At 58.2% G+C, this 13,464-nt stretch carries 12 protein-coding genes; 1 reads left to right on the top strand and 11 read right to left on the bottom strand.

Annotated elements, in window-relative coordinates:
- From ugpE to livK, 8 genes are all read right to left on the bottom strand, one after another.
- Positions 1-846: a sn-glycerol-3-phosphate ABC transporter permease UgpE gene (gene ugpE, locus GQR96_RS23155; RefSeq protein ID WP_023319266.1), complete on the bottom strand. Its 846-nt coding sequence runs from the start codon at positions 844-846 to the stop codon at positions 1-3.
- Positions 843-1,730 carry a sn-glycerol-3-phosphate ABC transporter permease UgpA gene (ugpA, locus tag GQR96_RS23160; RefSeq protein ID WP_004202113.1) on the bottom strand — a complete coding sequence of 296 codons (888 nt, stop codon included), beginning with the start codon at positions 1,728-1,730 and terminating at the stop codon, positions 843-845. The genes ugpE and ugpA overlap by 4 nt, the downstream gene beginning before the upstream one ends.
- Positions 1,731-1,836: 106 nt before the next feature.
- A complete protein-coding gene (ugpB, locus tag GQR96_RS23165) occupies positions 1,837-3,153 on the bottom strand; it encodes a sn-glycerol-3-phosphate ABC transporter substrate-binding protein UgpB (RefSeq protein ID WP_004174008.1) in 1,317 nt (438 codons plus the stop codon).
- A gap of 271 nt (positions 3,154-3,424) precedes the next feature.
- Complete coding sequence (gene livF, locus GQR96_RS23170; protein WP_004145133.1) at positions 3,425-4,138, bottom strand: high-affinity branched-chain amino acid ABC transporter ATP-binding protein LivF; 714 nt, start codon at positions 4,136-4,138, stop codon at positions 3,425-3,427.
- A gap of 1 nt (position 4,139) precedes the next feature.
- Complete coding sequence (livG, locus tag GQR96_RS23175; protein ID WP_002920803.1) at positions 4,140-4,907, bottom strand: high-affinity branched-chain amino acid ABC transporter ATP-binding protein LivG; 768 nt, start codon at positions 4,905-4,907, stop codon at positions 4,140-4,142.
- On the bottom strand, positions 4,904-6,181 hold the full coding sequence (gene livM / locus GQR96_RS23180) for a branched chain amino acid ABC transporter permease LivM (RefSeq protein ID WP_004202111.1): 1,278 nt from the start codon (positions 6,179-6,181) through the stop codon (positions 4,904-4,906). Before livM ends, livG begins: the two co-directional genes overlap by 4 nt.
- Positions 6,178-7,104 carry a high-affinity branched-chain amino acid ABC transporter permease LivH gene (gene livH, locus GQR96_RS23185; RefSeq protein ID WP_043522580.1) on the bottom strand — a complete coding sequence of 309 codons (927 nt, stop codon included), beginning with the start codon at positions 7,102-7,104 and terminating at the stop codon, positions 6,178-6,180. Before livH ends, livM begins: the two co-directional genes overlap by 4 nt.
- A 61-nt stretch (positions 7,105-7,165) precedes the next feature.
- Positions 7,166-8,275, bottom strand: coding sequence for a high-affinity branched-chain amino acid ABC transporter substrate-binding protein LivK (gene livK / locus GQR96_RS23190; RefSeq protein WP_002920808.1), 1,110 nt, complete (start codon positions 8,273-8,275; stop codon positions 7,166-7,168).
- Positions 8,276-8,698: 423 nt separating this feature from the next.
- Here livK and panM point away from each other — a divergent pair, with 423 nt between their 5' ends.
- On the top strand, positions 8,699-9,082 hold the full coding sequence (panM, locus tag GQR96_RS23195) for an aspartate 1-decarboxylase autocleavage activator PanM (RefSeq protein WP_065903851.1): 384 nt from the start codon (positions 8,699-8,701) through the stop codon (positions 9,080-9,082).
- 325 nt (positions 9,083-9,407) lie between these two features.
- Here the strand turns inward: panM and livJ are convergent, their stop codons facing one another.
- The 3 genes from livJ to GQR96_RS23210 form a co-directional block, all read right to left on the bottom strand.
- On the bottom strand, positions 9,408-10,511 hold the full coding sequence (livJ, locus tag GQR96_RS23200; RefSeq protein WP_002920812.1) for a branched chain amino acid ABC transporter substrate-binding protein LivJ: 1,104 nt from the start codon (positions 10,509-10,511) through the stop codon (positions 9,408-9,410).
- Between the two features lie 257 nt (positions 10,512-10,768).
- Entirely contained in the window at positions 10,769-12,013 is a 1,245-nt protein-coding gene (locus tag GQR96_RS23205; protein WP_017899980.1) for an aromatic amino acid transport family protein, read from the bottom strand.
- Between the two features lie 147 nt (positions 12,014-12,160).
- Entirely contained in the window at positions 12,161-13,426 is a 1,266-nt protein-coding gene (locus GQR96_RS23210) for a 4-aminobutyrate--2-oxoglutarate transaminase (protein ID WP_004202103.1), read from the bottom strand.
- Positions 13,427-13,464: the final 38 nt, after the last annotated feature.

Raw genomic sequence — 13,464 nt, forward strand, 5'->3', positions numbered from 1 at the left:
TTATTTCTCACTATCGACCAGGCCACGCACAAACGCGCGCTGCATGGCTAAAACGATGACAACCGGCGGGATCAGGGTCAGCAGCATCGCCGCCATCACCTGATTCCACTGGGTAGTACCTTCGCCGGTGGCGATCATGCCTTTGATGCCGGCGACGGCGGTGCCAAGATTCACATCCTGAATAATCAGCAACGGCCACAGATACTGGTTCCAGCCGTAGATAAAGGTGATGACGAACAGCGCGGCGAGGTTGGTTTTCGACAGCGGCAGCACGATGTCGCGAAAAAAGCGCATCGGCGAAGCGCCATCGATACGCGCCGCTTCAATCAGCTCGTCCGGCAGGGTCATAAAGAACTGGCGGAACAGGAAGGTGGCGGTGGCCGAGGCCATTAGCGGCAGCGTAAGCCCGGCGTAGCTGTCGAGCATTTTGAGATTGGCGATCACTTCCACCGTCGGGAAAATACGCACCTCGACCGGCAGCATGAGGGTGATAAAGATCAGCCAGAAGAACAGGTTACGCAGCGGAAAGCGGAACCAGACGATGGCGAACGCCGAAAGCATCGACACCACGATTTTGCCCACCGTAATGGCGAACGCCATGATGAAGCTGTTGAGCATCATCAGCCAGAACGGCGCGCTGTTGACGCCGACGCCGTTCACCCAGATGGTCTTCATGTTCTCCAGCAGATGTCCGCCGGGGATCAGCGTCATCGGCGTTTCGAACACCGATTGGTTATCCAGCGTCGCCGCCACGAAGGCAACATATAGCGGGAATAAAATGACGGCGATGCCCAAAATCAGCATGGTGTGGCTGAAAATCGTCAGCCCGCGACGGTTCTCAATCATTGGTAACGCACCTTACTTTCAACGTAACGGAATTGCACCACCGTCAGGATAATGACGAGGAACATCAGCACCACCGACTGCGCGGCGGAAGCGGAAAGATCGAGCCCGGCGAAACCTTCGCGATAGATTTTGTAAATCAGGGTGGTGGTCGCCTGCACCGGGCCGCCGGCGGTGGCAGCATCGATCACCGGGAAGGTGTCGAAGAAGGCGTAAACCAGGTTGACCACCAGCAGGAAGAAACTTACCGGCGCAATCAGCGGCAGCGCCAGCTTGAAGAAGCGGCGGATTGGTCCGGCGCCGTCGATGGCAGCGGCTTCAACCAGCGAACGCGGGATCGACTGCAGCGCGGCGAAGAAAAACAGGAAGTTGTAACTTATCTGCTTCCATACCGAGGCAAAGACCACCAGGAACATCGCCTGGCCGCTGTTCTGCGCGTGGTTCCAGTCGTAGCCCAGCTCGCCAAGGAAGTGAGTGATCAGCCCGCGCCCGGGGTTAAAGAGGAAGATCCACAGCACCGCCGCGACGGCGGGGGCCACGGCGTACGGCAGCAGCATCAGCGTTTGATAAAAGCGGCTGCCGCGCACCACATAGTCGACCAGCGCGGCAAAAAACAGCGAAATGAGCAGGCCGCTGACGGTCACCAGGGTGCTGAATTTTATGGTGGTCCAAAATGAGTCCAGATAGTACGGGTCATGGAACAGCGCAACGAAGTTATCCAGGCCGACGAACTGGCTGGAGAGGCCAAACGGGTCGACGCTCTGTAGCGAATACCACAGCGCTTCGCCCGCGGGCCAGATAAAGAAAATCAGCGTGATAATCAGCTGCGGCGCGACCAGCACGTAGGGCAGCCAGCGCGAGCGGAATACCGGACGGGATGATGACATGTAGATTGGGTTCCTGAACAATGCCGGATGGCGGCTACGCCTTACCCGGCCTACATAGGGCACATCGTAGGCCCGGTAAGCGCAGCGCCACCGGGCAAGTTACAGATTACGATTTGGTCGCTTGTTCGAAGCGGCGCAGCAGCTGATTCCCACGCTGAACGGCGGAATCCAGCGCCTGTTGCGGGGTTTTCTTGCCGGTCCACACGCTCTCCAGCTCTTCATCGACGATGGTGCGGATTTGCGGCATGTTGCCCAGGCGCAGGCCTTTGGTGAACGGCAACGGCGGCTTGTTCAGCATCTGGCGGGTGGCGATATCGGCGCCCGGGTTCTTATCATAGAAGCCCTGCTGACGGGTCAGATCGTAGGCCGCGGTGGTGATCGGCAGATAGCCGGTTTTCTGGTGCCACTCGGCGGCGTTTTCCGGTTTGGTCAGGAAGTCGAGGAACTTCGCCACGCCGGTGTAGGTCTCTTTGTCTTTGCCCTGCATCACCCACAGGCTGGCCCCGCCAATGATAGCGTTCTGCGGCGCGCCTTTCACATCGGCATCGTAAGGCATCATGCCGACGCCGTAGTTAAATTTGGCGTACTGGCGGATATCGGCCAGCGAGCCGGACGAGGCAGTGGTAATGGCACAATCGCCGTTATAGAACTTTTCAGTGGACTCGTCTTTACGCCCGAAGTAGCTGAAATCGCCCTTCTTGTTCATCTCTTCGAGTAGCGCAATATGCTTCACCTGCTCCGGCTTATTGAACTCAAGAACCGCGTCGGTGCCGTCAAAGCCATTATTTTTCGTCGCCACCGGCAGACCATGCCAGGCGCTGAAGTTCTCGATCTGGATCCAGCCCTGCCAGCCGCTGGCGTAGCCGCACTTCATCCCGGCAGCTTTCAGCTTCGCGGTGTAGGCCGCCAGATCCTGCCAGGTCTTCGGCGGCTGCTCTGGATCTAAACCGGCTTTTTTGAAGGCGTCTTTATTGTAGTACAGCACCGGGGTGGAGCTGTTAAACGGCTGGGAGAGCAGATGGCCGGTTTTCGAATCGGTGTAATACCCGGCGACCGTCGGCACAAACTGCGATTCATCAAACTTGATGCCCGCCTCGCTAAACACCTGGTAGACCGGCTTAATGGCTTTCGACGCCATCATGGTGGCGGTGCCCACTTCATACACCTGCAGGATCGCCGGCGCGTTGCCGGTACGGAAGGCGGCGATACCGGCGCTCAGGCTCTGTTCATAGTTGCCCTTGTATACCGGAACGATTTTGTAATCAGGATTGGCCGCGTTAAAGCGTTGCGCCAGAGAATCCACTTCTTTACCCAGTTCGCCTTCCATTGAGTGCCAGAACGGGATGGTGGTAACCGCCAGGGCCTGACCGGCAAAAGCCAGGCTCAGCGCCAGTCCTAAAGCTGTATGTCGTAACGATATCATCGGTTATCTCTCTTGTTGTGCCGGATGCGCGATTTCACGCGTTTTATGCTCGCGGGGTAACATGACATGTTCGAATTACAGAAAAATAACTTTTTTATTACAAAAAAAAGATAGTAACGGGTCAGAGAGATGACAAGCCGATGAAAGGACGGGGGAAGTAAAGTGGGAGCTGAGACACGGATAAGAGTTGTGCGATCGGCTCCCGGGGTCGGCGCAAGCGCCTCGCCCGGGCTACAAACCGGCGAACTGAACGACGCCGGGTTGCGATGAATTAACCGCCGAGATAGGCGCTGCGCACCGCCTCGTTGGCCAGCAGCGCGTCGCCGGTATCCTCCAGCACCACGTGACCGTTCTCCAGCACGTAGCCGCGGTCGGCCAGCTTCAGCGCCTGGTTGGCGTTCTGCTCGACGAGGAAGATAGTCATCCCCTGCTCGCGCAGTTGCTCAATGGTATCGAAGATCTGCTGAATAATGATCGGCGCCAGCCCTAATGACGGTTCATCCAGCAGCAGCAGACGCGGCTGGCTCATCAGAGCGCGACCGATCGCCAGCATCTGCTGTTCGCCGCCGGACATGGTGCCGGCGCGCTGGATACGGCGCTCGTGCAGACGCGGAAACAGCTCATACACCCATTTGATGCGGGTCTGGAACTGATCGCGGTCGGCAAAAAAACCGCCCATCGCCAGGTTCTCTTCCACCGTCATACGCGAAAAGACGCGCCGCCCTTCCGGGACGATCGCCACCGCCTCACGCATGATCTTCGCCGTCTGCCAGTCGGTAATATCCTTACCGTCAAAGACAATGCGCCCGCTGGAGGCGCGCGGATCGCCGCACAGCGTGCCGAGCAGGGTGGTTTTCCCCGCGCCGTTGGCGCCGATAAGCGTCACAATCTCGCCCTGTTTGATATGCAGGCTGACGTTGTGCAGCGCCTGAATCTTGCCGTAGTGGGCGCTGACGTTGTCAAAAGTTAACATCGCGTTTTCCATCTTATGCCTCACCAAGGTATGCGCGGATCACGTCCGGGTTATTACGAATCTCTTCCGGCGTCCCGTTGGCCAGCGGTGTCCCCTGGTTTACGACGTAGATGCGATCGGAAATGCCCATCACCAGCTTCATATCGTGTTCGATAAGCAGGATGGTGGTGTTGTGATGGTTACGCAGCTCGGCGATAAGCTCGTCCAGCTCTTTGGTCTCTTTCGGGTTCAGCCCCGCCGCGGGTTCATCGAGCATCAGAATTTCCGGCTGGGTCACCATGCAGCGAGCAATCTCCAGCCGGCGCTGGTCGCCATAGGCCAGGTTGCTGGCCTGGCGGTTAGCGTGCTCCAGCAGGCCGATACGCTCCAGCCAGGTGGCCGCGCGATCCAGCGCTTCGCTCTGCGCCCGACGGAAGGCCGGCGTTTTCAGCAGACCGGAGAAGAGTCCGGTTTTCAGCTGCTGATGTTGCGCCACCAGCAGGTTTTCAATCACCGTCATTTCGCGGAACAGACGCACGTGCTGGAAGGTCCGCACCACGCCCATCCGGGCAATCTGCTGGCCCGGCAGCCCTTCCAGATGCTGGTCGCGCAGCAGAATGGTGCCGCCGGTAGGCTTGTAGAAACCGGTCAGGCAGTTAAAGACCGTGGTCTTCCCGGCGCCGTTGGGGCCGATCAGCGAGACGATCTCGCGCTCTCTGAGCTCCAGCGACACATTGTTGACGGCCAGCAGACCGCCGAAACGCATCATCAGGCCGCTGACGGATAATAATGGCTGACTCATGCCTGCTCTCCTTTCGCCTGACCGTTTTTCAGCTTCAACTGCACGCGCGTCATTGGCAGAAGCCCCTGCGGACGCCAGATCATCATCAGCACCATCAGGCCGCCGAGCATTAACATGCTGTATTCGTTAAAGTCACGCATCAGCTCACGCGACACCACCAGCAGAATAGCCGCCAGGATCACCGCGAACTGCGAGCCCATCCCGCCCAGCACGACGATCGCCAGTACGAAGGCGGACTCGGCGAAGGTAAAGGATTCCGGACTGACGAAGCCCTGTCGCGCGGCGAACAGCGTCCCGGCAAAGCCGGCAAACGCGGCGCTGATGGTAAAGGCGGTCAGCTTAATGCGCGTCGGGCTCAGGCCCAGCGAACGACAGGCGATTTCATCTTCACGCAGCGCTTCCCACGCCCGCCCCAGCGGCATCCGCAGCAGGCGGTTGATAACGAACAGGCTCAGCACCACCAGCAGCAGCGCCACCAGGTAGAGGAAAATCACCCGGTCGGAGGGATCGTATTTGACGCCGAAGAAGTTGCTGAAGGTATCCCAGCCGCCTTCGCGGGCGCTACGGCTAAATTCGAGGCCAAAGAAGGTCGGTTTCGGGATCTGGCTGATGCCGTTCGGCCCGCCGGTGATTTCGGTATTGTTGAGCAGCAGAATACGCACGATCTCGCCGAAGCCTAAGGTCACGATCGCCAGGTAGTCGCCGCGCAGACGCAGTACCGGGAAACCGAGCAGGAAGCCAGCCGCCGCGGAGACCAGGCCGGCCAGCGGCAGACAGGTCCAGAAACCGAGACCGTAATAGTGGTTCAGCAGCGCGAAAGTGTAGGCGCCGATGGCGTAGAACCCGCCGTAGCCCAGCACCAGCAGGCCGGAAAGCCCGACCACCACGTTCAGCCCGAGGCCGAGGATGATATAGATCATCGTCAGGGTGGCGATATCCACCGTGCCGCGCGACACCATAAACGGCCAGGCCACGGCAATGACCAGCAGGGCGATCAGGAACAGCTTCTGCTTCACCGTTGAGCCGTCAATCGCCGGCATAATAAACTTCGGCCCGGAGACGTTCTTAACCGCTTTCTGGAACAGCGGCCGCAGCAGCTGGAAGAAAAAGACCACCGCGGTACCGATGAAGATCCACTGCCAGCGAATATCGGCGGCGGTATCCACCACCAGTTTGGTGCCGTTCAGCTCCAGCTGCACGCCCATAAAGACGCCCGCCAGAATGAAGAACATCGCAGCAGAGAGCAGCGCCATTGCAATTTGCATCGGTTTCATACTTTTTCCACCTCCGGGCGGCCCAGAATGCCGGTCGGCATTACTAACAGCACCAGAATCAGCAGCGCGAAGGAAACCACGTCCTTATATTCAGTGCTGAGATAGGCAGAAGAGAGCGCTTCGGCAATACCCAGGATCAGGCCGCCGATCATCGCGCCCGGAATACTGCCGATACCGCCGAGCACGGCGGCGGTGAAGGCCTTCATCCCGGCCATAAAGCCGATGTAGGGGTTAATCACGCCGTAGAACTGCCCCAGCAGCACGCCGGCCACCGCCGCCATCGCTGCGCCGATGACAAAGGTCAGGGCGATAACGCGGTCGGTATTAATCCCGAGCAGGCTGGCCATTTTCAGGTCTTCGGCACAGGCGCGGCAGGCGCGTCCCATCCGCGAGTAGCGAATGAACAGCGTCAGGGCCAACATGGCGATAAAAGTCACCACCCAGATCACCAGCTGCATGGTGGTGATCGTCGCAGAGAAGCTGTCGCTGTGGCCGACAACCCACTGGCCGTTAAACAAGCTCGGCAGCGCCACGTCGCGGGAGCCCTGGGTCAGGCTGACGTAGTTCTGCAGGAAGATAGACATCCCGATAGCGGAGATCAGCGCAATCAGACGTTTGGAGTTACGCACCGGCCGATAGGCCACGCGCTCAATGCTCCAGCCGTAGGCGCTGGCAATCACAATGGCGCCCACGAAGCCGGCGGCGACCAGCAGCCAGCTGGTGTCGATGCCCATCATCATCAGCGCGGCGATGATTATGAAGGAGACATAGCTGCCAATCATATAGACCTCGCCGTGGGCGAAGTTGATCATGCCGATAATGCCGTACACCATCGTATAGCCGATGGCGATCAGCGCGTAGGTACTGCCCAGCGTGACGCCGTTAAACATCTGCTGCAGAAAATAGAGAAACTGCTCGGACATAAGGTAACCTTTTTCAAACCGCCCGCGGTTCGCGGGCGGAGGGATAACTCATCTTCAGCGCTTATTTCGCCGCGCTCGAAGAGCCGTCGGCGTGCCACTGGAAGACACCAAACTCAAATCCCTTCAGATCGCCTTTTTCATCCCAGGTCAGCGGCCCAATCACGGTTTTCGCCCCGTGCGCTTTCAAATCTTTGATTAAATCCAGCGGCTGCTGGCTGCCGGTTCTGTCCATCGCCTGCGCCAGCGACTGAACCGCGGCGTAAGTGATCCAGACATACGGCCCGCTCGGATCTTTCTTCTCCGCTTTCAGCGCGTTGACGATGGCGCTGTTGGCAGGGTCCTGATCGTAGCGTTTTGGCATTGTCACCAGCATCCCTTCCGCCGCGGCGCCCGCGATATTGGACAGCGAGGCGTTGCCGACCCCTTCCGGCCCCATAAACACGGTTTTCAGCCCGACGGAGCGCGCCTGGCGCAGCATCTGCCCCATTTCCGGGTAGTAACCGCCGTAGTAGACGAAGTCGATGTTCTCTTTCTTCAGGCGCGCCAGCAGGGCGGAGAAATCTTTTTCCCCCGCGGTGATGCCGTCAAAGAAGACGATGTTGGCCCCGGCTTTCTTCAGGTTGTCCTGCACCGAACGCGCCAGCCCTTCGCCGTACTGCTGCTTGTCATGAATGATAGCGATACGCTGCGGTTTCACTTTCTCGACGATATATTTCGCCGCGGTCGGCCCCTGCGAGGAGTCGAGGCCGGCGGTACGCATGATGTACTGATAGCCGCGCTGGGTCAGCTCCGGGTTGGTCGCTCCCGGGGAGATCATCAGGATGCCTTCATCCTCATAGATATCGGAAGCCGGCTGGGTGGAAGAGGAGCACAGGTGGCCGATAACGTACTGAATACCGTCGTTGACGATTTTGTTGGCTACCGCGACCGCTTGCTTCGGATCGCAGGCGTCGTCGTATTCGACGGCCACCAGCTTGTCGCCCTTAATGCCGCCGCTGGCGTTGATGTCTTTAATCGCCTGACGCGCGCCATTGAACTCCATGTCGCCCCACTGGGCCACCGGGCCCGACATCGCGCCGACCACGGCGACCTTAATATCCTTGGCCATCGCCGCGTGCGACATCGCTAATGCGACAATGCCCGCGACGATGGTTTTCGCGTTCCTTTTCATGCTGCAGAACCCCGTTCGTGATGTGGTGTAAATGTTTTGTATTTTTATGGTTAAAAAGCATTCTGTGCTTTTATTAAACAACGCCATTTTTACCATTGAGTTTAATGGTTTAGCGCAGCTTTTCACTAAAAAACAGATTAAAATCTCTATTTTTCAGTCGATTAAGCAAAGATAATATTCTGTATTTTGCCGAAGATAAACAAAAAAAAGTCCATGCGGCAGCATAAAATAACGATACATAAGGCGGAATAAAACGCTGCACATTAGGTTAAAATTCTGCTTATTTTTCGATCCATGACGGATTGCGCTACCCCAACAACGCCAGGAAAACGAATCCCCTGATGTATGCGCAAAAAACAGCGCTCCGCCAGACAGCAATTTTGGGTACACTGGCGCCTCTGTTTTGCACTGGACTTGCCGCCCATGAAACTGACCATTATCCGTTTACAGCACTTCAGCGATCAGGATCGCATTGATCTGGGAAAAATCTGGCCGTCGCAGGATCTGTCGACGCTGACCCTTGATGAAAACCATCGTCTCTACGCCGCCCGCTTTAACGAGCGCCTGCTGGGCGCCGTGCGCGTTACCCTGCGCGGCGTTGAAGGTGAGCTCAGCGATCTGTGCGTGCGTGAAGTGACCCGCCGCCGCGGCGTCGGGCAATATTTAGTGGAAGAGACGTTGCGTGATAACCCGGCCATCAAAAGCTGGCGCGTCGCCGACCAAGGGGTGGAGGACCGCGGCGTGATGGCGGCCTTTATGCAGGCGCTCGGCTTTAGCGCCCAGCACACCGGTTGGGAAAAGCATTAAGCTGTAGCCCCGGTAAGCGCAGCGCAACCGGGGTCAGACAACGCATTTGCAGCGTGAAAGGCGCCCCGCCCATTTAACCCAGCATTTCGCGTGGCAAAAAGGCGTCAAGACCCGAAATCCCCGGGAGCTTACATCAGTAAGTGACCAGGGTTGAGGGTCGCAGACAATGCATTTGCAGCGTGAAAGGCGCCCCCGCCCATTTAACCCAGCATTTCGCGTGGCAAAAAGGCGTCAACACCCGAAATCCCCGGGAGCTTACATCAGTAAGTGACCGGGGTTGAGGGTCGCAGACAACGCATTTGCAGCGTGAAAGGCGCCGGTTAAATTATTTGGCGTCGGTCGCCGTACCATTCGCATGCCAGGTAAAGACACCGAACTCGAATCCTTTCAGGTCGCCTTTCTGATCCCATGACAGCGGGCCCATCACGGTGTCCACGGTCGCGCCTTTCAGGTATTTAGCGATTTCCGCCGGATCGTCAGACTGATTCAGGCCCGCCTGCAGCGACTGCAGCGCCGCGTAGGTGGTCCAGACGAAGGCGCCGCTCGGATCCTGTTTTTTCGCCTTGATCGCATCCACAATCGGTTTGTTCGCCGGCACCTGGTCGTAGTTCTTCGGCTTGGTCACCAGCAAACCTTCCGCCGACTCGCCGGCGATGTTAGACAGGGAGACGTTCGCTACGCCTTCCGGGCCCATAAACTGGGTTTTCAGACCGGCAGCGCGGGCCTGACGCAGGATCTGGCCCATTTCCGGGTGATAGCCGCCATAATAGACGAAGTCGATATTCTCTTTCTTCAGGCGCGCTACCAGCGTGGAGAAGTCTTTCTCACCGGCGGTGATCCCGTCGAAGAAGACCACGTTCGCCCCGCCTTTTTTCAGGCCATCCTGCACCGCACGGGCCAAACCTTCGCCATACTGCTGTTTGTCATGCACCACTGCGATACGCTGCGGCTTCACTTTGTCGAGAATGTATTTCGCCGCGGTTGGTCCCTGGTCGGAGTCCAGTCCGGTGGTGCGCAGGATCAGCTTATAGCCGCGCGCGGTCAGCTCCGGCGCGGTTGCTGCCGGGGTGATCATCAGAATGCCTTCGTCTTCATAGATATCAGACGCCGGCTGAGTGGAAGAGGAGCACAGGTGGCCGATAACGTATTTGATCCCGTCGTTGACCACTTTGTTGGCGACCGCTACCGCCTGTTTCGGGTCGCAAGCGTCATCATATTTTACGATCTGCAGCTTATTGCCCTTAATGCCGCCCTTAGCATTGATATCCGCTACCGCCTGCTCGGCGCCGGTAAATTCCTGATCGCCGTACTGGGCCACCGGGCCGGACATCGCCCCGACTACCGCGATTTTGATATCTTCCGCCAGCGCCGCGCTGCTCATAACTAAGGCAATACATCCTGCCAGTAACGCTTTACCCTTCATATTCATCCTGAGGCTCCCCATTATTATGGTTTTTGCATTTGTTGTGATGTTGTTTGTTAGCGCATTATTTTGTTTATATCGATAGGAAAAGCATATGATAGCTAATCTACCTGGGGCTGCTCGCGCTTTTGCAGCACACTATGCTAAACATACCGTCATTCTGAGGAATTTGAAACGACTAAATTGCGGGCTATGTAACAGATAAGTGACAAATAAAAAAACCGCGCCAGCATGAACCGGACGCGGTGCAAAACAGGCCCTAATTACCAGCCAGCGGGCAGGTAGCCTACCGCGGACGCTATCGCGTAGACGGCGCTGCAAAGATACAACAACACAATGAAGCATTGGATAAGCGGATGGGTCATCCAGGCCGGACAGGTCCAGCCCGGCGTCAGGTCGCCACGCTGGCGGGCGCCCTTGAGCATCAGGATCGGCATAATCGATAAAATAACGCCGCTGAACACCCCGGCAAAATAGAGCGCGTTGACGAAGGAGACCATGCCGCTGTAGGCCAGCGCGAACGGCGGGATCGCCACCACCAGCAGCACCATCAGGCGACGGGCGGGCTGTTCGTCATTCCCCAGGCGGAACTGATCGAAGATATTGGTCAGGAAGCTGCCGCCCAGTCCCCAGTAGGAAGTCAGCATCGCGCACAGCGCAAACAGGTTGGCGGAGAAAAACGCCCATTCGCCAAGCGCCCTGCCCCAGGAGATGGTGGCCACATCCGAAATATTCTCCAGGCCGTTAAGCGAGATCACCGACAGCGGCACCAGCGCCAGCAGGGTAAAGGTCAGCGCCATGCCGACCATAATGGCTTTAGGCAATTTTTCCGGTTTGTCGGCGAAGCCCCGCGCCATTTCCGGGACGATATACTGTGCCGAGAAGCAGAACGCCACGACGTTGAAGACCGGAACCATATACAGCCAGTTGCCGTCGAGCAGATAGCCCACGCGGGTGGTCTCTTTCAGCAGCGTGGCAATCACCAGCACCGAGATCATCACCACCATGCCGATGCTGATAAATTTCTCGCCGCGGCCGATCGCCTTCAGCCCCAGATAGAGCACCCCTGCCGCCGGGACGAAAAACAGCACGCTGCCCAGCGCCGGCGAGATGCCAAACAGCGAGTGCAGCAGCTTGCCGCTGCCGGTCATATAAGCCGTCAATGCCCCGACGCTGTTGACGCAGACGGAGAGGAACATCATTAGCGCGCCAAAGCCGCCGACGTAGCGCTTTGATAATCCGCTGAGCTGCAGATGTTTACGCGTGCGGAGCGTGGATTCCGCGACATAGAGCATGGTCACCGTGGTCAGGCTGCCCACCAGCACCAGCCAGAACAGCAGTGGTAAAAAGCCCGCTTTGCTTGACGCATAGGCGATAGAGAGGACACCCGCGCCAATATTGGTACCGACAATCATCGATACCCCTTCGACGAAGCTCAGAGATTTTGCAGGGACAGCCGTACGTTCCCGGCCGGTGAGGACGGGAGAAAAGGTGGAGTTTTCAGACATAATACTTTCCGTTTTACTCCGGCGGTTTTCACCGCCGGAAAAAAGGTGATATCAGGGTGATAAACCACTCACGCTGAGCATGAACAGCCGGCTGCGGCTTCCTGTTTCTGTTCGGCTTCCCTGCCGCCGCAGCCCGCCGGGGAGACGTTAGCTCTTCAGTACGCGCGCCAGAATATCCAGCGCTTTCGAGAACTGGGCGTCCGGAATCGTCAGCGGATAGAGGAAGCGGATCACGTTGCCGTAGACGCCGCAGCTCAGGAGCAGCAGGCCGTTCTCCTGCGCTTTCTGTTGCACCTGGCGGGTGAACTCCGGCGACGGCTCGCCAGTTTGCGGATCGTTAAACTCCACTGCCACCATCGACCCCCGGCCGCGGACATCGACAATCGCCGGACAGGTGGCGCGCGCCTGGTTGAGCACTTCCTGCAGATGGCTACCCAGCTGCTCAGCGCGCTGGCACAGCTGCTCTTCGGCAATCACATCCAGCACCGCGTGCGCCGCGGCCACCGCCAGCGGGTTACCGGCATAGGTCCCGCCCAGTCCGCCTGGCGCTGGGGCATCCATTACCTCGGCGCGACCAACGACGCCCGACAGCGGGAAACCGCCGGCGAGGCTTTTCGCCATCGTCATCAGATCCGGTTTCACATCATAATGCTGCATGGCGAACAGCTTGCCGGTACGGGCGAAACCGGTTTGCACTTCATCGGCGATCAGCAGAATGCCGTGGGTATCGCACAGGTCGCGCAGCGCCTGCATGAAATCGGCCGGCGCGACGTTAAAGCCGCCTTCCCCCTGGATCGGCTCGAGGATGATGGCCGCGACCTGATCCGGCGCAATATCCGCTTTGAAAATGCGCTCCAGGCTTTTCAGCGCATCCGCGGTGGTCACGCCATGCGCCGCATTCGGGTAGACACCGTGATACACCGAGCCCGGGAACGGCCCGAAGCCGATTTTGTAGGGTGCGACCTTACCGGTGAGGGCCATGGTCATAAAGGTACGGCCGTGGAAACCGCCGCCGAAAGTTATCAGCCCCGGACGACCGGTGTAAGCGCGGGCAATTTTCACCGCGTTCTCGACCGCTTCCGCGCCGGTGGTGAAGAAGGCCGTTTTTGCCGGCCCGTCAATCGGCGCCAGATCGTTGATACGTTCCGCCAGCGTGACATAGCTTTCGTACGGCACAATCTGATAGGCGGTGTGGGTGAACGCCTGCAGCTGGTCAGCGACCGCGGCAACCACCTTCGGATGACGGTGACCGGTATTTAACACGGCGATACCGGCGGCGAAATCGATCACCTCATTGCCTTCGATATCCCAAAGCGTGGCGTTCTCCGCCTTCTCGACAAAGTAGTTACACATTACGCCTACGCCGCGCGGCGTCGCCTGCTGGCGACGTTGATTCAGTTCTGAGCTTTTCACCTACGAATCTCCTGTCGTGTATGTCACGTTATCGCAAC

Source organism: Klebsiella sp. PCX, assembly GCF_021869705.1.
In the GTDB taxonomy this organism is placed as follows: domain Bacteria; phylum Pseudomonadota; class Gammaproteobacteria; order Enterobacterales; family Enterobacteriaceae; genus Klebsiella; species Klebsiella quasipneumoniae.